Below are 20862 nucleotides of genomic sequence, written 5' to 3'. Positions count from 1 at the left end.
ACCTGTTTCAAACCTGATTATGAAACTGATGGCAAAAAATGCAGAGGATCGTTATCAAAGTGCCTGGGGTATCAAAGCAGATCTAGAGCGCTGTGCCCAACAACTGGCAGAAATGGGTCAGATTAACGCCATATCGTTGGGACTGCAAGATGTTTCCGAGCAGTTCCGTATTCCTCAAAAACTGTATGGGCGAGAAGCGGAGATTGCAGCATTATGGGTAGCGTTTGACAGAGTGGCAGGGAGTAAGGCAGTCCGTGAAATGATGCTGGTCTCTGGTTACGCTGGCGTTGGCAAAACAGCATTGGTACAGGAACTCTCTAAACCGATCACCGCAAAGCACGGCTATTTTATCTGGGGTAAATTTGACCAATTTGGGCGCAATATTCCCTACAGCGCGATTGTCGATGCCCTGCAAAAATTGGTGCAGCAACTCTTGGGAGAACCCAATGAACAGGTGGAAGTATGGCGATCGCGTCTACTCACTGCTTTGGGAAGTAATGGGCAAATCATCATTGATGTCATTCCCGAAGTTGAGTTCATTATTGGTAAGCAGCCACCTGTGCCCAAAGTTGGAGCAACAGAAGCACAGAATCGCTTCAATCTCACGTTTCAAAGGTTTGTGCGGGCGTTTTGTGCAAAAGAGCATCCCCTAGTCATCTTTTTAGACGATCTACAGTGGATCGATTCTGCGACGTTGAAGTTAATTGAACTCATCTTACTTGACGAGCAAACTCAATCTCTGTTTTTGATCGGAGCCTATCGAAATCATGAGGTGTCTCCAACGCATTCATTAATTTTGATGCTGGAGAGCTTGCGAAATCAGGGTGCAGCGCTTCAAGAAATTACCTTGACTCCTTTAACGCTGGAACCGTTGACTCAACTGGTGGCTGAGACGTTACATCGCAATCCTGATGCCGTTCGTTCCTTAGCCCAAATCGTGTTGCGTAAAACCGAGGGTAACCCTTTCTTTGTGGGTGAATTTTTGAAGCTGCTGTATGGCGAAAACCTGTTGACCTTTGATGCCCAACAGTTAAGCTGGCAGTGGAACCTGGCTGAGATTGAAGCTCAAGATATCACCGATAATGTGGTGGAGTTGCTGCTGCGTCAGTTGCAGAAATTGCCGGAAGCAACACAGCAAGTTCTCTCCATCGCGGCTTGTGTTGGGTCTGAGTTTGATTTAGAAACGTTGGCGCTTAGCGCAGAGCGCAACTCCGAAGGAACCGTTTGCGAAAAGTCACCGAAAGCAATTTTTCAGGATTTATTAGAAGCAATACAAGCGGGATTAATTCAACCTCTGTCTGAATTGGATGAGGATTTGTTGGTTCAAGAGTATAAGTTTCTGCACGATCGCGTGCAGCAAGCGGCTTATGCCCTAATTGATGAGTTGTGCAAACAAGTAGTTCATCTCCAAATCGGTCGCAATTTGCTTGAAAAAACTTCACCGGAGCAACGATTCGATCGACTGTTTACTATTGTGGATCATCTCGATCAAGGAACGGAGCTTGTCACTGCTCAACCAGAACGAACTGAAATTGCCAGATTGAATTTAACGGCAGGTCAGAAAGCAAAGGCAGCAACGGCTTATGAAGCAGCTTTTAAGTATTTCACGACAGGGATTCAACTCCTCAATTCAGAGAGTTGGCAGAGTGAGTATGACCTGACCTTAGCGTTGTACTCAGAAGCAGCAGAAGCGGCGTATCTCCAGGGTCGTTTTGATGAGATGGAACAGTTGGTAGAAGTAGTACTTGATCGTGGCAAAACAGTGGTTGACAAAGTGCAAGCTTACGATACCAGAATTCAAGGATATTTGTCACAGGGCAACCTGAAAGAAGCACTCAAAACTGGATCGGAAGCGTTAAAGCTCTTGGGAATAGATTTAATAGAAAATCCAAGTCAGGCAGATATTCAAAGGGAATTGAAGTCAACGGCTGCATTACTCGCTGAACGAGAAATCGAAAACTTGATTAATTTACCAGAGATGACTGCACCAGAACCGCTGGCAGCTATGTCAATCCTGGCGAGTATGAGGTCTGCTGCATTTATCAGGTCACCAGCACTATTCATGCTGATTACTTGCAAAGCGGTAGATTTATCAATTAACTACGGGAATGCCGTCTGGTCATCAGTGTTTTATGCTGGCTACGGGTTTGTTCTATGTGGAGTTGTTCAAGACATTGAATTCGGTTATGAGTTCGGCAAATTGGCTCTGGGTTTGGCAGAACGATTGAATACCAGAGGAAATGCTAGAACCTTAATGTTTTCGAATGTCCATATCATGCACTGGAAGGTGCATCTTAGGAACACAATACCCATGCTGGTTGATGCCTATCAAAATGGAGTGAAAACTGGAGACTTTGAAACTGCTGGTTATACTGCATATTACGTGTGCTATTACTCGTTTCTTGCTGGAGAAGAACTCACCCAACTGGAACAAAAAACAGCAGTTTACAGCAAAGCGGTTGACCAAATTAGACGAGAAAGTCCCTCGAATTGGCTGGCAATATTGCGACAAACTATTCTTAATTTGCAAGATAGACCTGAGGATTCCAGCCGCTTACTTAGTAGGCTACATCATGAAGAGCAGGCGTTATCACACGCTATTGCAGTTAAAGATGGAACTGCAATCCAAATACTCTATTTGCACAAAGTCATGTTGTGTTATCTATTTGGAGAACACCGTCAAGCTGAACAGACTGCTATTTTGGCAAGGCAACATTTTGAAGAGGTGACAGCAATAACGGTTCTACCTATATTCTGTTTCTATCATTCGCTGGTGCTTTTGAGCCTATCGCCTGATGCTTCAAACTCTGAAAAAGCAGCTTGGCTAAACTGTGTTAACGCCAACCAAGAAAAAATGCAGAAATGGGCAGAACACGCCCCAATGAATTATCTCCATAAATTTTATTTAGTCGAGGCAGAGAAAGCGCAAGTCTCAGGGCAATTTCTTGAGGCTGAAGAGTTTTACGAACGAGCGATCGCAGGTGCTGCTGAAAATGAGTATATCCAGGAAGAAGCATTAGCTTATGAATTAGCGGCTAAACATTATCTAGCGCGAGGTCGGGAAAAGATTGCTCAGACCTACATGAAAGAGGCACACTATTGCTACGATCGCTGGGGCGCAACCGCTAAAGTTAAAGATTTAGAAACTCGCTATCCACAGTTCTTTTCTCAGTCGTCTAGAGCCGCTTCCACATCAATTCCTATTACTGCTGAAACTATCACTAATCCCTTCCATACTGCTTTCGATTTAGCAGCAGTGATGAAAGCTTCACAGGCGATTTCTCGTGAAATTGAACTGAAGCAATTGCTGCGATCACTGATGCAAATTTTAATTGAGAATGCTGGCGCACAAACCGGATATCTGATTTTAGAAAACTCAGGAGAGTGGTCGATTGAAGCGGCTTGTGAATTCAATGCCGATGAGAATGCTTGCGCGACTCAGGTGTTACAGTCTATTTCAGTTACCGATCAATTGCCAGAATCAATCATTCAATATGTGATTCGGACTCTGCAGCCTGTCATCTTAAATGATGCGACTCGTGAAGGTGATTTTATTAATGAGCCATACATTCAACAGAACCAGCCTCAATCTGTTTTCTGTTTGCCGCTGCTGAATCAAGCCAAGCTGGTCGGTGTATTGTATTTAGAAAATCGATTAGCCGCTGGAGTATTTACACCAGAACGATCGCAGGTCTTGCAGCTATTATCGACTCAAGCAGCGATCGCCATCGAAAATGCCAACCTTTACTCAGAACTGCAGGCTAAGGAAAGCAAGATCGCCCAGTTCCTTGAAGCGATTCCGGTGGGAATCGCGATCGTGGATGCGACGGGTTGCCCTTACTATGCCAACCAATGCGGCACTCAACTCCTAGGTAAAGAAACTGATACTTCCATAGCACCGGAGCAGCTCTCAGAGGCTTACCAGCTTTATGTAGCAGGAACGGATCAAATCTATCCAGCGGAGAGCTTGCCTAATGTTCGGGCATTAAGGGGCGAACGCATCAGGACTGAAGATATAGAAATTCGTCGAGATAATGTCACCATTCTACTTGAGGCACGGGGAACACCAGTTTTTGATCAACAGGGCAATATCACTTATGCGATCGCTACCTTTCAGGACATTACAGAGCGCAAACAAGCCGAGAAACTCCTAGCCGACTACAACTGCACTTTAGAGCAACAGGTCGCAGAACGAACTGCTGCGTTACAACGCAGTGAAGCCAAGTTCCGAGCTATCTTTGAAAACTCGCAGGTCGGCATCTACCGAACCCGCCTCTCGGATGGATTAATTCTCGATGCCAATCAACGCTTTGCCAATCTGTATGGCTTTGACTCACCAGAGGAGATCATTGGGATTGAACACACCGCAGGCTACTATGTTAATCCCAGCGACCGCCAACAATTCCTTGAGTTGCTGAAGCGGGATGGGGAAGTGCGAAACTTTGAAGCCCAGGTGCGGAAACGAGATGGGACATTGTTTTGGGTACTTTTCTCTTCTTATCTGAATTCAGCCGATGGATACATCGAAGGGGTGGTTGTAGATATTAGCGATCGCGTTTCAGCAGAAGCAGCGCTGCAAGCCTCTGAAGCAGAACTGCGGGCGCTGTTTTCAGCCATTCCCGATCCAATGTGTATCTTTACTGCTGAAGGGCAAGTGATCTGCGTAACCGAAGGGAATCCATCATACAGAGAGTTGTATAAAGAGGAACTTGTTGGCAAAACACTGCATCAACTCTTTGATAAAGAACAAGCTGATGAATTACTGGGTTACATTCAGCAGGTGCTGAGAACCCAACAAGTACTCACCGTTGAATACAGCCAGTGGCTATCTGGACGAGAAGCCTGGTTTTCGGCTCGCATTGCACCAATCGACCACGAGCAGGTAATTTGGTTGGTGCGAAATATTACGCTGCAAAAGCAAGCAGAAGCAGCCTCGATTTTGGATGAACGCAACCGCATGGCACGCGAAATTCACGACACACTCGCTCAGGCGTTTACAGGCATTCTGGCTCAGGTGGGAGCGGCAAAACAGGTGCTAACGGATGATGTAGAAGCAACTGGGGCACACCTGGATCTGATCAAAGAATTGGCACGAACTGGACTATCTGAAGCGCGGCGATCGGTCGTCGCGCTGCGTCCTCAGCTTTTGGAAGAAGGCAGTCTACAGAGCGCTCTCCATCGTCTCGTCGCTCAACTCAGAACTGCCGCAATGGATACCACCTTATATTATGAGATTGAGGGTGCAGTGTATTCTCTCCCCACTGAAGTCGAGAATAACCTACTGCGGATGGGGCAGGAAGCATTAACTAATGCGATTAGACATGCCAATGCTGACGAAATTCGAGTGGAGCTAGCCTACGATCGCGATCAGTTTTGCTTGCGCGTGAAAGACAATGGACAGGGCTTTGGAGTTGGAAGTATTCCATCCTCTGAGGGATTTGGCTTACTCGGCATGAGCGAACGGGCAGAGCGCATTGGCGCACAGCTCACGATTCGGAGTCAACCTGGACAAGGAACAGAAATTATTGTTGTGGTTGGGGTGTAGGGTGTGGGGTGCGGGTAAGTTAGAGAGTTATCGTGATTTGGAGGTTTGGAGAGTGTCAATGCGATTGGCAAAGGAAGCTTATCAAGCAACAGAAGCACTACCAAAGCATGAAATCTATGGACTAACTTCACAGATTCGTAGAGCCTGTGTTTCTGTGCCTGCCAACATTGCTGAAGGATATGGAAGGAATCATCGTAAGGAATATCTTCAGTTTCTCAGTATTGCAAATGGAAGTCTCAAAGAACTAGAAACTTTGCTTCTCCTTGCTAATAGTTTAAATTATATTGATGACATTACTGAATTGATGAGTTTGTCTGGAAGCACGGGACGGTTACTCAATCGCCTCCTTCAGAGCCTTCAAAGGGGGATAGACAACCATTGACTACTTCACACCCTACACCCCACACCCTACACCCCACACCCCCGATTCGGGTTCTGATTGCGGACGATCACGCTATCTTTCGGCAAGGATTAGCCACGATTATTAACCGTGACCCAGAGATGCAGGTGATTGCCCAAGCCGAAAATGGGGAACAAGCGATCGCGCTATTTTGGGAACACCAACCCGATATCACACTCATGGATTTGCGAATGCCGGAAGTGGAAGGAGTTGCCGCCATCGGTGCAATTTGTGCTGCTGCTAAATCCGCTCGGATTATTGTACTGACCACGTATGATAGTGACGAAGATATTTATCGGGGATTGCAGGCAGGCGCAAAAGGATACCTGTTGAAAGAAACTGAACCTGACGAGCTTCTGAATGCCATTCGTACCGTTCATCGGGGTCAGAAGTACATTCCGCCTGATGTGGGAGCAAAGTTAGTACAGCGCCTCAGCAATCCAGAACTGAGTGAACGAGAACTGGCAGTACTTCGTTCACTAGCACAGGGGATGAGTAATGCCGATATTGCGACTGCTTTAAGTATCGGTGAAGGCACTGTTAAATCTCATGTCAATCGGATTTTGAATAAATTGGATGTGAGCGATCGCACCCAAGCGGTGATTGTTGCTGTTAAACGCGGCATTGTTAGTTTATAGGGTGTACTTTCGATCGAATTGGGAGTCTAACTTAAGTTAGAGCCAGCCTTCTACTCTGCGATGGAACGGTTAATCTATCAATTTGCACTGTAAAAAATTTAACTTGCTATAGGTGACAGCTTGAAGGCGACCACCTATATTGAATTTATGCAAGCAGTCATGCAAATGGATCGAGCAAGTAAATTGCACGGTTCTATGCTTGATACAGATGTAAAAAGATGAGCGACGATCGTAGCCACAGTTCTTTACTTGTACCCCCTTCAACTCAAGATTGGATTCAAGGTATTCTGAGTGCCAAGGTAGTGCTGGTGATGTATGGAGACTATCAATGCCCTAGAAGTGCGGAGGTTTACAAGCTGATTAAAGCGATCAAACGAGAGCTTAGTGCTGTTTTTGGAGAGGATTATTTATGTTTGATCTTCCGTCATTTTCCGCAAGCACAGATTCATTCCCGTGCTCAACGAGCTGCTCAAGCTGCCGAAGCCGCCGCTGCTCAAGGACAGTTTTGGTCAATGCACGACACTTTATTTGACCATCAACAAAGGTTGGAGAACGGTTATCTTGTAGAGTACGCCAATGATTTAGGGCTTGATATCCCTCAATTTCTCAAAGAGTTATCTAAACAAAGGCATATCGATCGGATCAATGAAGACATCGAAGGCGGAGTAGAGAGTGGAGTAACAACTGTTCCAGCCCTATTTATCAATAACATTCGGTATACCGGACGCTGGAAAATAACAGAGTTGATGGCAGCCATTGTCGCTGCAAGTCATTAAGTTCCCCGATCTTTGCTCTCAATTCATATCTGACTTGCCTGTAAGTGCTGTAAGCCATCTAATTTTGATGGCTAGACTTTGCCTATTCTGCTGAACAAAATTACCGCTTTTTGAACCATGCCAACACCTGAATTCCTGCATATTGATTTAGTCAATTACAAATCGGTATTTCATTGAGGATAATTCCATGACACGTTCATTAGTACAAGGCAAGAATAATTCTAGGCATGAAAGTACACCTCAGACTGATTCTCTTCGCGACTCCTCAGTTAATCATGCCCTGATTGCGATCGCACAACAAGTCACTGAGTTGCTGAGACAAACTTATCCGATACAAACTGATGAAATTGAAATAGGAGAAACAGAATGATACTGCAAGATAAAGTGGCGTTAGTCACCGGAGGCACATCGGGAATTGGCAGAGCAACGGCGATCGCTTATGCCCAGCAACAAGCAAAGGTGGTGGTGGTGGGTCGTCGAATGGATGAAGGTGAAGAAACGGTTCGATTGATTCAGGAGGCTGACGGAGAGGCGATTTTTGTGCAAGCAGATGTCACGAAAGAAGCCGATGTTCAAGCAATGGTTGATAAAGCGGTTGACGTTTTTGGTCGGTTAGATATTGCTTCTAACAATGCAGGAACGATCGGCGAAAATCCTTCACTGATTGAGCAAACAGAAGCTGAATACGATCGCACGATGAACGTCAATGTCAAAGGCATTTGGTTGTCGATGAAACATGAAATCGCTCAGATGTTGAAACAGGGAAGTGGTTCAATCGTCAATACGGCATCTGCGAATGGAGTCGTTGCATTTCCTACCTTCCCCCTCTACACCGCGAGTAAAAGTGCAGTAATAGGCTTGACAAAAGCGGCTGCGCTCCAATATGCCAAAGCGGGGATTCGCATCAATGTCGTTGCACCAGCGGTAATCGAAACAGATATGTTTGAAGCAGCGACAGGTGGACAGGATGAAGTTAAAGCTCACATGGCAGGACTTCACCCGATCGGACGAATTGGAACACCGCTTGAAGTTGCAAATGCAGTCCTGTTTTTATCATCTGACCTGGCATCGTTCACAACAGGTGAAACGTTGATGGTAGACGGCGGGTATGTAGCGCAGTAGTCGAAAGGCAGTGCAAAATGTTTGATACAGCACTTCAAGCGACTCACTAAAGCAACACTGAAATTGGTTCGCTAACTCCATCAGAAACTCCATAGGAATCTGCAAGAAGTTGAGTGTTGGAACTGACTACACTCAAGTGAACTAAGACAAAGAGAACTTAGGAGTTGATGATAATGTCCCAAGTGTCTTTTGCCTCACCACCACAAAACTAAAGAAAGGAATTGTTAACATGAGTACCCAACCGACCGAAGTGATCAAAGAGTTTCTGGCAAATACGGCAATCGAAAAGGTCGAGGCGGCGGCCCGACGGCTCGTCGCGGAGGACGCAACATACATTTCCCTGAATTTCGACAACCCTGAACTGAAGCAAATCTTGCCTTGGACGGGAACCTCTAAAGGTCCCCAAGCGTTCATCGATACGTTCTCCCGGGTTGAGAAATGGTGGGCAATCGAGGACTTCGCCGTTACCGCCCTCTTCGGTGAAGGCGAGAACGTTGCTGTGTTCGGCAGGTTCACGTACCGCTCGGTCTCGCTGAGCAAAGCGGTGACCTCACCGTTCTCGATCCACGCAAAGGTGCACAACGGGAAGATCGTGTACTTTCAGTTCATGGAGGATACTTTCGCGACCGCTCGCACTTTCAGCCAGAAGGGGACTTGGACCATCAAAATCGCTCCGAACCGGCCGGAGTTCGAGGTGTAATAGCAGCCTATGATGCCTAACCATGCGTTGCACCGGAACGCTACAGTTTGGTCGGTTGAGTTTTCAAGGTTATCTGCGTCCGGTGAGCTTGGTCGTTATGTAGCGAGGGTGAAGAATGAAAAGAGAGTTAGCGATAAATTTTTTGTTCTCGTTTGTGGGCGGCGCAATGGTCTGGGCCTTGTCACCATCCTTATCCGGGCAGGTCGAACCGTGGGATTGGGATGCGACAGGTTTTTATTATTCCGCAGCACTTCTTATTGTTGGCCTTACCGTTGGCTTTGCTCGGCCTAAACATGTTTGGTCGCACTATGCCGGTATTATTCTTGGTCAACTGACGTATATGCTTCTTTTTCTGCCCGGCGGTCCGTTAATCCCTGTTGGAGTCGCTTTTTTAGCGGCTTACTCCACAATCGCTTTAGCAGGAGCAGCAAGTGGAGCCTGGTTTCGTCGCGTCAGCCGGGGTGCGTGGTGATTTTGCTGCCTAACAAGACACTGCAGCGAACCCGGCTGTCGCGCTCCGGCTGTAATCCACGCTGTCATCGCGGACCGGGTCGCTGAGCTTGGGTTGTTATAGACCGTATGAATCTCGATGCTGGTGTGCGTACCGCGCTGGCTACCGAAGCAGAATTAAAGCCATCTTAGAGGCGGCAAACGCGGCGATCGCGCTCAGGCAACAATGAAGGATTCTTGTCGTTCTGAAGTAATGGTAGGCAATGAATGCTTGCCCCATCTTGAAGTCTGCTTCACGCAGCATTGTTAAGACGGTGCTCGATCGCTGCTTAACAATTGTGATGCAACAGACAAAAACACATCATTAATTCAATGATCTGCCTCGCATTGATGTACCAACCCTGATCATTCATGGAGATAGCGATCGCATTCTGCCACTGGAGTCCACCGCAGCAAGACTTCCAAAGCTGATTAAAAACAGTCAACTGGTTGTCATTCCTGGTGGACCACACGCGATCAACTGGACTCACGCCGATCAGGTCAATCCCCTGTTACTGGGCTTTCTTCAGCAGGAATAATTAGTGATCTGCTGCTTTTCTGGCTTGCGAAAAAACTCTGTGATTCACCCCGCTGAAGTAGGTTTACATGCTAGGGCGTGATTGTGTCTTCGTCTACAACGTCAACTAAGAATGGATCGGACAAAAATGAGTATTCAGCAATTAATCACGCCTGAAAAGCACGACTTAGGTGGGTTTAGCGTACATCGCATCTTACCGAGTGAAACCCTAAAAATGGTTGGACCTTTCATCTTTTTTGATCACTTAGGCCCAGCTATTTTCCCGACTGGAAAAGGCGTCGATGTTAGACCCCATCCACACATCAATTTAGCAACGGTTACCTATTTGTTTGAAGGAAGCCTTCTGCATAGAGACAGTCTAGGTACAGTACAAGAGATTTTTCCGGGCGAGGTGAACTGGATGACAGCGGGCAAAGGTATTGTTCATTCTGAGCGATCGCCCGAGAGCTTTAGAGAGAAAGAATCTACTCTTCACGGCATTCAGACCTGGATTGCCCTCCCCGAAAGCGCTGAAGAAGTTGAACCCAGCTTTTCACATTATCCGGCGACTGATTTACCGAGGTGGACTCAAACAGGCACCAGTGCGACCTTGATCGCCGGTAGCTACCAGTCTCACCAATCACCCGTTAAAACCTACTCTGCTACTCTTTACCTAGCGCTCGTTTTCACAGGGGGTAGTCAATTTCAGCTAGCGCCAACAGAAGGTTTAGAAAGGGCCGTTTATAGCGTCACATCTGGACTGTTCATAAATGGAGAGCCTTTAGAGCCATATCGTTTAGCCGTTTTAGCGCCGGATGAATCAGTAGATATCCGGGCGGAGGCTGAGGCAAAAGCAATGATTATCGGCGGGGCACCAGTGGGCGATCGCACAAAGTACTGGAACTTTGTGTCGAGCCGCTCAGCGCGTATCGAGCAGGCAAAACGAGATTGGCAAGACCGCCGCTTCCCGGCGGTTCCCGGTGAAACTGAATTCATTCCGCTCCCTGATGATTCAGATCGCGGTAGTAGCGTGACCCCTCTGAGCTGACGATGATTAAGCGTTTTTTGCTGAGCGAGAGAACAGCAGCTTAACTCGTACAGCAAGGCTTTCTACTATTTCGGATTAAGTCTATTTCATTCGCAAAACGCTTGGGAAATGATATGGAAGTTGGAATTGACAGTTTTGCCTCGGTTGGAACGAGTGAAAATGGTGAAACGGCTGATGCCGCGCAGTCTGTCGCCGAACTGCTGGAGAGAATAGAGCAGGCGGATCGTTCCGGCTTGGATATCTTCGGTATCGGTGAGCATCATCGACATGAATTTTTAGATTCGGCAAACGCGGTTATTCTCGCGGCTGCCGCCGCACGCACCGAGCGCATCCGTCTAACCAGTGCGGTTACGGTGCTGAGCGCGGCTGACCCGGTGCGCGTGTTTCAACAATTCGCCACGCTCGATTTGATTTCAAAAGGTCGTGCCGAAATGGTTGTCGGGCGCGGCTCGTTCACCGAAGCCTTTCCGCTGTTTGGATTTAGTCTCGGCGATTACGACGAGATTTTCGCTGAAAAGCTCGAACTCTTGCTCAAAATTCGGGATAATGAAACGGTCAATTGGTCGGGCAAATTTCGCCCCGCACTGGAAAACCAAGCAATTTATCCGCGTCCGCTGCAAAAGCCGTTTCCCATCTGGATCGGGGTCGGCGGTACGCCGCAATCTTTCCTCCGCGCCGGAATGCTTGGACTGCCGCTCGTGGTCGCCATTATCGGCGGCGAAACGCATCGCTTTCGCTCGCTCGTCGATTTATACCGCGATGCCGGAAAGCGCGCCGGACACGCGCCCGAAACATTGAAAGTTTCATTGCATTCAATCGGTTATGTCGCCGACACGACCGAGCAAGCCGTTGAAGAGTTCTTTCCAGGCTACGCCGAAACCTTCACTAGAATCGGCAAAGAGAGAGGCTGGCCGCCTGTTACGCGCGCCGCTTTTGACGCCCAGCGCGGTGCGACCGGCGCGTTACTAGTCGGCAGTCCCGAAGAAGTGGCGGAGAAAATCCGCCGTCATAGCGAATCGCTCGGCGGCATTTCGAGAGTAACGTTTCAAATGGACAACGCGCAGATGAACCACGCCCAACTGATGCGCTCCATTGAACTAATTGGCACGCGAATGTCACCACTCTTGAACAATTAAAATATGCTCACGATCGTAGACAACCTAGCCATCGTTCTATATACAGGTCACGAGATTCGATGCAGCTATTCGTCGTGATGAAACGTGATCAAGATTGGCGGATTGAAGGGCTACTCAATGCCCAGAAGTTGACCCTAGAACGGCAATTCTTCTTGGACGAGTTTGACTCGCTGAGTGAAGAGGCTCAACGTCAAGTAACCCATCTCGTTACAGATATCAAGCAGGCTTCGCTTCAATCGCGGGAGTAAGCAAAGAATTCGGCAACAATTGCGAATGAAATAAGAATCTGAAAGCAATCAAGCAGTTTCACTCATTACACTTCGTGGTGAAGCCGATTCAATGTAAGCCGTTTACCAGTTCGCGACCTTGATACAAAGTTTGAGGCGATCTGCTGCCACTTAGAGATACTGAATGGATAGTGGATAACCGGACAACCATTTTTGCAAACGGCAGTTATACAACGTGGTAAGCAAACAAGGAGCATATCTAAAAATGGTTAAAGGTAGGTTAGAAGCATTCAGTGATGGGGTAATCGCTATTATTATCACCATTATGGTACTGGAGTTAAAAATACCTCATGAGTCAGATTTAGCTGCACTACGTCCGTTGATTCCAACCTTTTTAAGCTATGTGTTGAGTTTCGTGCATGTTGGTATCTACTGGAACAATCACCATCACCTGTTTCAGGCAGTCCGACAAGTGAATGGTTCAACTTTGTGGGCAAACCTACATTTGTTGTTCTGGTTATCATTATTTCCCTTTGTCACCGCATGGATGGGTGAAAATCACTTTGCTGCGTTGCCTGTGGCGCTTTACGGTGTGGTTCTATTGTTGGCTGCGATCGCCTACTTCACTCTGACCCGCACACTTGTTTTTCACCACGGTCAAGATTCCACACTTGCAAACGCTCTTGGTCGGAATTTTAAAGGCAAGTTATCAGTATTGACTTATGCAGTTTCAATTCCACTTGCTTTTGCAATCTCTTGGCTTGCATGTGCATTATACGTTCTGGTTGCAGTCCTGTGGCTCATTCCCGATCGTCGTATCGAAAAGACGTTGAACTCATAAAACTATAGCCCTCTACACACAAGGATATGACTATGCGTAGACTCGTAAGTTCACCAGATGCCGTTGGCAACCTCACCTTTCAAGACACTGAAGTTCCTACTCCGAAGGCTAACGAGTGCTTGATTCGCGTCAAGGCATTTTCGATGAATCGGGGCGAACTTAAGCGATCGCAAAATGATCTACTGGGCACTCCGATTGGCTGGGATGTCGTTGGCGTTGTTGAACAAACAGCACAGGACGGTAGTGGCCCACCCACAGGGACAAAAATTGTTGCCCTCTCCATCCGCTCGGAGGGCTGGGCAGAATATGTAGCAATTCCGACTCGCTTTCTGGCTGTCATTCCTCAGGGCGTATCAGATACCGATGCCGCCACACTGCCCGTCGCGGGGTTAACGGCACTGTATGCAGTGGAAAAGGGATCTCGTTTACCAGGAAGTCGAGTGTTGATCACAGGGGCAACAGGGGGAGTGGGACTCTTCGCCATGCAGCTTGCTCAGATTATGGGAGCTAGCGTCGTTGCCCAAATTCGTCAGCCAGCGCAAGAAGCATTTGTGCGAGATTACGGCGCAGATGAAGTGGTGCTAACCGAAACCGGACAAGAAGCCAAGCAGTTCGCGCCTTATCGACTGATCGTTGATGGAGTAGGAGGTGAATTGGTCGGGACGCTAACTGCGTTTTTGGCTAAAGGAGGCACCTGCGTTTGTTATGGCAGTAGCAGCGGCAACGAGATGAAGCTGTCCCTACCAGACTTCTATTTCGAGAATGGAGGACAGCGCACGCTTTACGGGTTCACGCTGTACACCGAAGTAGAGATGGAAAGTGCTAGTTCTGGGCTGGCTCGTCTACTGAGGTTAGTTGGGCAGGGGCGGCTCAAAACGCACATCGATCGAGCAGTTTCATGGCGTGAAGCAGGCGTAACAGCGGCTGATTTGATCGGGCGCAGATTTTCAGGCAAGGCTGTGCTGCATGTGGACTAATTGTTGCTCATCGGCTGAGTTATGTCAGCCACACAGGAATAGATTATCGCTGAGCTTTATTTGCAAAGAATGAAACGATTTACCTTGTTTACTTTCCTGTATCTCGCGCTGGGAGTTTGTCTGACAGCGATCGCGCTTGGATACCCAAACCTGCCTTCAGGTCTTCAAACAAGCCTGTTCATCAGTGCAGGAGTGTCCTACCTCGTTTGTCTCTTCAGTACCTTCCCATTTTGGCACGAGACGACGATCCGCTTCTATCGCAGGCAGAATTCAGTGGTCATTCTACCCTGGTTGGTGATTGGATTCAATATTGTTTGGATGCTCTGGGAAGTTCAGAGTCAGAACTGGGCAATAGAAGCCATTTTACAAGCGTTTTCGCGGCTAATAGTTGCCTTACTGTTTGCAGAAATCATTGTGATTACACAGCAAGTGAATTCTGAACATTAGGGTCTAAATCAGATGATGCCGAAACAAACTCGTTTCAGCAACGCGAGATAGAGTCAAACGTATTACATGAGGAACACCATGAATAAGCCCAAGTTTTTTGTTACCCCCGGTTATGGGGAATACATGCTGAATAACTTGCATTACTCGCAAGCGGTAAAAATTGGCGATCGCGTGGAGATATCAGGTCAAGGCGGCTGGGATGACAATCTGCAAATTCCAGAATCGCTTGCGGATGAGATCGCCCAGGCGTTTCGGAACATAGAGCGAACCCTGGAGACTGCCGGGGCGGGTTGGGAGCATGTTATCCACGTCAATTCTTACCATGTCGGCGGGTTTCCCCCTGAAGTTAACGAGGTGATGGTCAAGCTATTTCGTCATTACATGCCCAACCATGCTCCTATTTGGACAGAGGTAGACGTCGCGGCGCTTGGACTGCCAACGATGCGGATTGAAATCCGCGTTACTGCAATTGTTCCGTGAGTTTTGCATCAGCGACAGCGCTGCTCTACACCGATCGGAGCAAGCAGATGGAGTAATAACTCCGACACGAAATTGATGCTAACTAGAACTGAGCTATCAGGAGGACAATCATGAAACTTCAAACCATTTTCGGATTACTCACGATCGCGACAGGATTGCTCGGAGGTTCATTCACTCATCCCGCGATAGCACACCGCATTCCTCCACAACAAACCTCCCCCATTCTGATCGCCACTGCCTACACTGATTTAACCTTACCTACCTTGCGCCAAGGCGATCGCGGCAGAGACGTGGAACTGTTGCAGCGTATTCTTCTTGACAATGGCTTTTTAGGAGCCGCAGGCGTGAGATTAGGCAATCCAAATGGTGCGATTGTCAATGGCATCTTTGATGAGATTACAGCTTCTGCAATACGAGATTTACAGCAACGGTACGAAATTCCAGTCACAGGGCAAGTCAATCCTACAACTTGGGAAGTCCTGGATATGCACGAAAACCCCTATCGATCGCCGCTTCCCTGGAAACAACAGAACATTACACAACCATAAGCCACAGGAGATTTCTCATGAACCGAAAGATTCTTTCAACCAAAATCACAACTACGATCGCAATTTTGTTCGGCGTACTCTTACTGTTCAATTTTCCATCCCTGGCTCAAGTCAGTTCACAAGTGATTCCCAGAATCGAAGTGATCGAAGGTTCTGAAGGGATTCCACCCAGCTACCGTTTAGTCATCAGCCGGTCACAGGACAATGTTTATGTCTTCTGCCCGACTGACTTCGAGCCACAGTTGAACTATCTGCGAAATGTGAAGGTGGTTCAATGTAGGCCGTTTACCAGTCCTTAGAAGTAAACCAGTGAGGGGCAACAGCATAATAACTCACACCACTTTTTTGCTTTGAACAGAGGAGAGATTCAGATGTCAGAGAACAATAAAGCAATTTGAGAAGCGGCAAACGCGGCGATCGCCCAAGGCAACTATGAAGGATTCTTGTCGTTCTGCGCCGACGACACGGAATGGACGTTTGTAGGCGACAAGACCCTGAACGGAAAAGAAGCCGTTCGCCAATGGATGGCAACGACATACGTAGAGCCGCCCAGGTTTAGGGTTGCTCACTTCATCGCTGAGAGTGATTTCGTTACGGCAATTGGCGACATCACCATGAAGGACGAAGACGGGAAGGCGACTGATTACTTGTACTGTGACATCTGGCGCTTTCGTGACGGGAAGATTGTCGAATTAAGGGCTTTCGCCATCAAAACCTTGAGAAAGTGCCGAAAGAATTTGGTAAAGACAACGTAATTGATTTTGTTTACTTACTTGCGATCGTTTAACTCCGTACTGCTCACAGGACAGCTTTTTCTGCCTGAGGATGCTACCTATGAACAGAGTATTCTTGGTATACGAGCGGATCAAATTGAGCGGATACGCTTTTACATGGAACCTGTGTAAGTGGATTCAATTACGTTAGAGTCCAGTGGGTATCTTTGTTACCTCACTTTGGATTTGCAATCTCTACCCACAAAGCAGTTGCGTGAGGTATAGCCATCAGCAAAATCGTGATTGATTTGTATATCAATGGTTAGCAGTTCTAGCACAATATTAGAGGTTTTCATGAAAAGAATAAAACATTCCTCCTCAATGTCTTTGACGCCTACTCACAACCTCTCAGTTCGTGAATTGGAAGTTTTGAAACTCATGGCGGAAGAAAGAATAAAATATTCCTCCTCAATGTCTTTAACGTCTACTCACAACCTCTCAGTTCGTGAATTGGAAGTTTTGAAACTCATGGCAGAAGGTCAAAGTAATTCTGAAATTGCAGCCCATCTATATCTGAGCCACAACACTATAAAAACTCATGTACGTGGTATCTTCAACAAACTTGGAGTTGACCATCGTGTACAGGCTGCTGTAGTTGCTTTACGTCAAGGGCTGATTTAGGAGGTTCAATGATGACTTCTGAAGAAGCACTGGAAGTTGTAGAGCAAATTTTACCACCAGGAACACTAACCTCTGTCAAAGTAGTGGTATTTCATCACTCTTGGAATAGTAAAGAATATAGAGCGATTGCTAAAGAAGCAGGTTATGATGATTGCTACATTTGAGGGTTGTGTCGCAAAAACTTGTTAAGGGCAAACGATCGGTAAGGTTTACATTCCCTTAAGCAGCAATTCCAAAGAGCGCATCAATCAATTTGGCTTGAGAGACACCATCCCCCTGATCGATTCCATTCACTTGTCCTTTACGAATCCTATTCATCGCTTCAATCCCACCCAGAGTTCTTCTGGCACTATTGAACGACTTGAATCTCATCATCGGTTTCACAATGCGCTTGATGTGCCGATGATCCTGCTCAATAATGTTATTGGGATACTTGCTCTGCCTCAGTTGGGTCTGTGGATCAATCGCCTCATCCGCTTTGAGCGTCTCCATTGCGCCTGGGTAAGCGGCATTCTTATCCACGGTGATGACCCGTGGTGCTTGGGTATGCTGACTTTTGAGCACTTTGCGAAAGAATCGTGCTGCTGCCTTGCCATCTCGCTTGGCGCTCAGCATACAGTTGAGGGTACTACCCTCCGAATCGACCGCACGATACAGATACTTCCACACGTCCTTGACTTTGATGTAAGTTTCGTCCACCCGCCAGGAATCATTCGTGGGTTTGAGGTACGGTCGAATGCGTTTGTCCAGTTCTGGTCCTTACCGTAAAACCCAGCGGTTGATGGTTGAGTGATCCACTCCCATGCCGCGCTCCTGCATCATCTCCTCTAGGTTCCGCTAGCTGAGTGAATAGCGGCAGTACCACCGCATGTTCAGCAAGATGATTTGGGGCAAGAAATGCCGCCACTTGAACAGACTAGGAGGAGACATTGGAGAGCGAGCTGGTAGAGTTGGGCTTGTCTACCTTACCGTTATCCCGTTTTTGCGACACAACCACTGCAAATAGGTCATCGAATGCAAACTGTGAAATTAATTCTTTAAAACTGCCCATTAATTCCTTAATGTACATTAATGGATAAATCGGGATGAAAGGATTTGAACCTTCGACCCCCTCGTCCCGAACGAGGTGCGCTACCAAGCTGCGCTACATCCCGTAGTTTTTCAACTTTACACTAGCCTATCACAGCAAACGGGTATCCAAGTCATTCACTTGTGGCTCTGATTTCAAGTCCTGACTCTTGCTAAGATTAGATTTGTTAACGTTTGGGTAAGGTTAAGCGTGACTGTTAAGCCAGATTGGTTAAGGGTTAAAGCGCCTCAGTGGGAGCGGGTTGGCAGTGTCAAGGAAATTTTGCGTGACCTGTCGCTGAATACAGTTTGTGAAGAGGCTTCCTGCCCCAACATTGGTGAATGCTTTAGTCACGGCACCGCAACTTTTTTGATCATGGGTCCAGCCTGCACGCGAGCCTGCCCCTACTGCGACATTGATTTTGAGAAGAAACCTCAAGCACTTGACCCAACTGAACCATCTCGGTTGGCAGAAGCGGTTCGCCGGATGAATTTAAACCATGTCGTGATTACATCTGTGAATCGCGATGACCTACCGGATGGCGGTGCATCTCAATTCGTTCAGTGCATCGAAACAATCCGGGTCGTTTCTGCTAAGACTACCATTGAGGTTTTGATTCCAGATTTGTGTGGGAACTGGGAAGCTCTGGAAGTGATTCTGCAAGCACGGCCGGATGTGCTGAACCACAATATGGAGACCATTCCACGACTATATCGACGGGTTCGTCCTCAGGGAGACTATGAGCGAACTCTAGAATTGTTGAGGCGATCGCACCAAATTGCTCCCTGGCTCTACACCAAATCGGGAATTATGGTAGGTCTGGGCGAGACTGATGCAGAAGTACGTCAGGTAATGCGAGATCTGCGATCGGTAGACTGCGACATTTTGACGATTGGACAGTATCTTCAGCCCACGTCTAAGCATTTGACCATACAGCAGTTTGTTACGCCTGAGCAGTTTGCTGAGTGGCAGCAATTTGGTGAATCTATCGGTTTCCTTCAGGTTGTTTCCTCGCCTCTGACCCGCAGTTCTTATCATGCTGAGCAGGTACAGGAGTTGATGGAGCGCTACCCCCGGACTGCTGATCTCTCAATTTGATGGAATCTACCCGAAAAGAACTTGTAAAGGCATCCATTTGGAGCATAGTTGTCTTTACAAATGGCGTCTTGTTCGCAAATTAAGTAGGGCTGCGGTTCTCACGGACAGAGGCGGAAACTGGCAGTTAGGTTTGTGTTGCACAACACTGCCTAATTCTATTCCCTAAGAGCGAAAGACTTCCTTGAGTCTTGCTTCTGTAGATCTATAGAGTTGAATCTAAAGCAAAACTCTTGACAGAGATATTTACCCCTAATTTTTAGCTAAAACCTAGATACTACTCTAATGAATGACTTTGGAGCAGTTAAATGGAAGTTTTACTACGAGCGTGTTTATAGAAGTAGAAAGGCGATCGCAGCTAGATAGAACCAAACTATTGCTTAAACAATCTTTATTTCTACACACGAATTCAGCCTAGATTGTTAGCCAAAAACTGTTTCTATTTACCGAAGTAACCTTAATAAAACTCCTATGAATGTGCTCCAAGTTTAAGCTTCCTCTCTGAACAAGTGGAGAATTTATTATGGTTGGTCAAATGTGCTGGCTATCTAAACTTGGGAAAGACGGGGAGAAAATTTTACACTTAAAAGCTCAACCGAATGAACCCTGGTTGCCTTATACTGCCTATCCCCAGTTTGCCGCTCCAGATTACAAGATTCCTGGGGGTTCAAAAGGTTGGGCAACTTATCAGAAATTGATGAAAGCGGGTTGGACATTAATACCCAGTTCCCAGGCTAGAGAACTGGTGGCTTTATTTAGACATTAATACTCTTTCAGTTAATCCGTTTTCAACCACTTATTAACGTGTATTGCTTTTGGTTATCTGATACCAGCTGTATCTAAAGATGTGGGTAGGGGCACGCTGCGGCACGCCCTTGCAGAAATTGATACGCTGCGAAATCTATCTAAATCGGTGTGTGATACACCTGGTCAATAATCATTGGTTGTTGGACATCAGCGTTATTCAGGTACTAGCTATAGCTGAACAGTGTTAATAGCTGAGTTCAACAACAAAACATTCAATTCTTTAATCTTCAAATTAGAATCATGAATACTCTATTAATTCAGCAAGAGCTTGGCTGTAGCACCAGAGATTTGGATGGAATAGCGATCGCTCCTACGCTTCATCAAGTCCCTGTATTACCCAAATTTAACCGGAGTGAAATGGTAAGTTTCTTAGGGGGTATAGGTACGATCAAAAGCTTTCAACCTACTTTTGGTACCTGGATGTATCGAGTGGAGATGGAGTTAGGACCAGAACCAGAAATGGGTCGAATTGGTAGCGAAACAACAGTTCTACTATACGAATCTGATATTGACGAAGTGGCGATCGCCAAAGAACAGGGATTGAATTAGTTCACGATTTCGTAGGGGCAAAGCACTCAGCAAACATTCTCTCAATAGCTACAAAGA

The 20862-nt window shown here is 46.9% G+C and carries 22 protein-coding genes, 1 tRNA gene and 3 pseudogenes; 24 read left to right on the top strand and 2 right to left on the bottom strand.

What is annotated here, in order from left to right; genetic code table 11:
- The 21 genes and pseudogenes from H6F88_RS27240 to H6F88_RS27140 all read left to right on the top strand — a co-directional run.
- Positions 1 to 5545: AAA family ATPase (locus H6F88_RS27240; RefSeq protein WP_190645951.1), on the top strand; the 5545-nt coding region annotated here is incomplete at its 5' end.
- Position 5546: 1 nt separating this feature from the next.
- Positions 5547 to 5927: a four helix bundle protein gene (locus H6F88_RS27235; RefSeq protein ID WP_347277753.1), complete on the top strand. Its 381-nt coding sequence runs from the start codon at positions 5547 to 5549 to the stop codon at positions 5925 to 5927.
- The gene (locus tag H6F88_RS27230; RefSeq protein ID WP_199333815.1) at positions 5924 to 6583 is read left to right on the top strand and encodes a response regulator transcription factor; all 660 of its coding nucleotides are present in this window, start codon (positions 5924 to 5926) and stop codon (positions 6581 to 6583) included. The genes H6F88_RS27235 and H6F88_RS27230 overlap by 4 nt, the downstream gene beginning before the upstream one ends.
- A gap of 218 nt (positions 6584 to 6801) precedes the next feature.
- Entirely contained in the window at positions 6802 to 7359 is a 558-nt protein-coding gene (locus H6F88_RS27225) for a DsbA family protein (protein ID WP_190645949.1), read from the top strand.
- A gap of 187 nt (positions 7360 to 7546) precedes the next feature.
- Complete coding sequence (locus H6F88_RS27220) at positions 7547 to 7729, top strand: hypothetical protein (RefSeq protein WP_190645948.1); 183 nt, start codon at positions 7547 to 7549, stop codon at positions 7727 to 7729.
- On the top strand, positions 7726 to 8481 hold the full coding sequence (locus H6F88_RS27215; RefSeq protein ID WP_190645947.1) for an SDR family oxidoreductase: 756 nt from the start codon (positions 7726 to 7728) through the stop codon (positions 8479 to 8481). The genes H6F88_RS27220 and H6F88_RS27215 overlap by 4 nt, the downstream gene beginning before the upstream one ends.
- 229 nt (positions 8482 to 8710) lie before the next feature.
- On the top strand, positions 8711 to 9181 hold the full coding sequence (locus H6F88_RS27210) for a nuclear transport factor 2 family protein (protein WP_190645946.1): 471 nt from the start codon (positions 8711 to 8713) through the stop codon (positions 9179 to 9181).
- 115 nt (positions 9182 to 9296) lie between these two features.
- Positions 9297 to 9653, top strand: a complete 357-nt coding sequence (locus H6F88_RS27205; protein WP_190645945.1) for a hypothetical protein — start codon at positions 9297 to 9299, stop codon at positions 9651 to 9653.
- A gap of 349 nt (positions 9654 to 10002) precedes the next feature.
- Positions 10003 to 10209 (top strand): annotated as a pseudogene (locus tag H6F88_RS27200) (alpha/beta hydrolase); the annotation flags it as partial.
- Positions 10210 to 10335: 126 nt separating this feature from the next.
- Positions 10336 to 11235, top strand: a complete 900-nt coding sequence (locus H6F88_RS27195) for a pirin family protein (protein ID WP_190645944.1) — start codon at positions 10336 to 10338, stop codon at positions 11233 to 11235.
- Between the two features lie 113 nt (positions 11236 to 11348).
- Positions 11349 to 12371, top strand: a complete 1023-nt coding sequence (locus H6F88_RS27190) for an LLM class flavin-dependent oxidoreductase (protein WP_190645943.1) — start codon at positions 11349 to 11351, stop codon at positions 12369 to 12371.
- 77 nt (positions 12372 to 12448) lie between these two features.
- Complete coding sequence (locus tag H6F88_RS27185; RefSeq protein WP_199313718.1) at positions 12449 to 12619, top strand: hypothetical protein; 171 nt, start codon at positions 12449 to 12451, stop codon at positions 12617 to 12619.
- Between the two features lie 244 nt (positions 12620 to 12863).
- Positions 12864 to 13439: a TMEM175 family protein gene (locus H6F88_RS27180; protein WP_190645954.1), complete on the top strand. Its 576-nt coding sequence runs from the start codon at positions 12864 to 12866 to the stop codon at positions 13437 to 13439.
- A 32-nt stretch (positions 13440 to 13471) separates the two neighbouring features.
- Positions 13472 to 14416, top strand: coding sequence for a zinc-binding dehydrogenase (locus H6F88_RS27175; protein ID WP_199318523.1), 945 nt, complete (start codon positions 13472 to 13474; stop codon positions 14414 to 14416).
- 69 nt (positions 14417 to 14485) lie between these two features.
- Positions 14486 to 14863: a hypothetical protein gene (locus H6F88_RS27170; protein ID WP_190645941.1), complete on the top strand. Its 378-nt coding sequence runs from the start codon at positions 14486 to 14488 to the stop codon at positions 14861 to 14863.
- Positions 14864 to 14941: 78 nt separating this feature from the next.
- Positions 14942 to 15343 (top strand): RidA family protein, encoded by a 402-nt coding sequence (locus H6F88_RS27165; RefSeq protein WP_190645940.1) that lies wholly within the window; start codon positions 14942 to 14944, stop codon positions 15341 to 15343.
- 110 nt (positions 15344 to 15453) lie between these two features.
- Positions 15454 to 15891 (top strand): peptidoglycan-binding domain-containing protein, encoded by a 438-nt coding sequence (locus tag H6F88_RS27160; RefSeq protein WP_190645939.1) that lies wholly within the window; start codon positions 15454 to 15456, stop codon positions 15889 to 15891.
- A gap of 17 nt (positions 15892 to 15908) precedes the next feature.
- Positions 15909 to 16190: a hypothetical protein gene (locus tag H6F88_RS27155; protein WP_190645938.1), complete on the top strand. Its 282-nt coding sequence runs from the start codon at positions 15909 to 15911 to the stop codon at positions 16188 to 16190.
- 117 nt (positions 16191 to 16307) lie between these two features.
- On the top strand, positions 16308 to 16646 hold the full coding sequence (locus H6F88_RS34680) for a nuclear transport factor 2 family protein (protein WP_347277752.1): 339 nt from the start codon (positions 16308 to 16310) through the stop codon (positions 16644 to 16646).
- A gap of 441 nt (positions 16647 to 17087) precedes the next feature.
- Positions 17088 to 17285, top strand: a pseudogene (locus H6F88_RS33670) (response regulator transcription factor); the annotation flags it as partial.
- 8 nt (positions 17286 to 17293) lie between these two features.
- Entirely contained in the window at positions 17294 to 17449 is a 156-nt protein-coding gene (locus H6F88_RS27140) for a hypothetical protein (protein WP_190645937.1), read from the top strand.
- 55 nt (positions 17450 to 17504) lie between these two features.
- Here the strand turns inward: H6F88_RS27140 and H6F88_RS27135 are convergent.
- Positions 17505 to 18215: pseudogene (locus tag H6F88_RS27135) on the bottom strand (IS6 family transposase).
- Between the two features lie 150 nt (positions 18216 to 18365).
- Positions 18366 to 18439, bottom strand: a tRNA-Pro gene (locus tag H6F88_RS27130).
- A gap of 125 nt (positions 18440 to 18564) precedes the next feature.
- Between H6F88_RS27130 and lipA the strand changes: the two genes are divergently transcribed.
- The 3 genes from lipA to H6F88_RS33665 all read left to right on the top strand — a co-directional run bounded on the left by lipA (position 18565) and on the right by H6F88_RS33665 (position 20805).
- A complete protein-coding gene (gene lipA / locus H6F88_RS27125) occupies positions 18565 to 19452 on the top strand; it encodes a lipoyl synthase (protein ID WP_190645936.1) in 888 nt (295 codons plus the stop codon).
- A 520-nt stretch (positions 19453 to 19972) separates the two neighbouring features.
- Positions 19973 to 20215, top strand: coding sequence for a hypothetical protein (locus H6F88_RS27120; RefSeq protein WP_190645935.1), 243 nt, complete (start codon positions 19973 to 19975; stop codon positions 20213 to 20215).
- Positions 20216 to 20496: 281 nt separating this feature from the next.
- Complete coding sequence (locus H6F88_RS33665) at positions 20497 to 20805, top strand: hypothetical protein (protein ID WP_242050735.1); 309 nt, start codon at positions 20497 to 20499, stop codon at positions 20803 to 20805.
- The last annotated feature ends 57 nt before the right edge of the window (positions 20806 to 20862 follow it).

This window comes from Oculatella sp. FACHB-28, assembly GCF_014696015.1.
GTDB lineage: Bacteria > Cyanobacteriota > Cyanobacteriia > Elainellales > Elainellaceae > JAAUTN01.
The sequence above is the reverse complement of the archived record's forward strand: the minus strand, read 5'-3'. Positions and strand labels throughout refer to the sequence as shown.

Coding starts and splice junctions, on each gene's coding strand:
- H6F88_RS27225 (WP_190645949.1), top strand. CDS start 6,802: ATGAGCGACGATCGTAGCCACAGTTCTTTACTTGTACCCCCTTCAACT.
- H6F88_RS27220 (WP_190645948.1), top strand. CDS start 7,547: ATGACACGTTCATTAGTACAAGGCAAGAATAATTCTAGGCATGAAAGT.
- H6F88_RS27215 (WP_190645947.1), top strand. CDS start 7,726: ATGATACTGCAAGATAAAGTGGCGTTAGTCACCGGAGGCACATCGGGA.
- H6F88_RS27210 (WP_190645946.1), top strand. CDS start 8,711: ATGAGTACCCAACCGACCGAAGTGATCAAAGAGTTTCTGGCAAATACG.
- H6F88_RS27205 (WP_190645945.1), top strand. CDS start 9,297: ATGAAAAGAGAGTTAGCGATAAATTTTTTGTTCTCGTTTGTGGGCGGC.
- H6F88_RS27195 (WP_190645944.1), top strand. CDS start 10,336: ATGAGTATTCAGCAATTAATCACGCCTGAAAAGCACGACTTAGGTGGG.
- H6F88_RS27190 (WP_190645943.1), top strand. CDS start 11,349: ATGGAAGTTGGAATTGACAGTTTTGCCTCGGTTGGAACGAGTGAAAAT.
- H6F88_RS27185 (WP_199313718.1), top strand. CDS start 12,449: ATGAAACGTGATCAAGATTGGCGGATTGAAGGGCTACTCAATGCCCAG.
- H6F88_RS27180 (WP_190645954.1), top strand. CDS start 12,864: ATGGTTAAAGGTAGGTTAGAAGCATTCAGTGATGGGGTAATCGCTATT.
- H6F88_RS27175 (WP_199318523.1), top strand. CDS start 13,472: ATGCGTAGACTCGTAAGTTCACCAGATGCCGTTGGCAACCTCACCTTT.
- H6F88_RS27170 (WP_190645941.1), top strand. CDS start 14,486: ATGAAACGATTTACCTTGTTTACTTTCCTGTATCTCGCGCTGGGAGTT.
- H6F88_RS27165 (WP_190645940.1), top strand. CDS start 14,942: ATGAATAAGCCCAAGTTTTTTGTTACCCCCGGTTATGGGGAATACATG.
- H6F88_RS27160 (WP_190645939.1), top strand. CDS start 15,454: ATGAAACTTCAAACCATTTTCGGATTACTCACGATCGCGACAGGATTG.
- H6F88_RS27155 (WP_190645938.1), top strand. CDS start 15,909: ATGAACCGAAAGATTCTTTCAACCAAAATCACAACTACGATCGCAATT.
- H6F88_RS27140 (WP_190645937.1), top strand. CDS start 17,294: ATGATGACTTCTGAAGAAGCACTGGAAGTTGTAGAGCAAATTTTACCA.
- H6F88_RS27120 (WP_190645935.1), top strand. CDS start 19,973: ATGGTTGGTCAAATGTGCTGGCTATCTAAACTTGGGAAAGACGGGGAG.
- H6F88_RS33665 (WP_242050735.1), top strand. CDS start 20,497: ATGAATACTCTATTAATTCAGCAAGAGCTTGGCTGTAGCACCAGAGAT.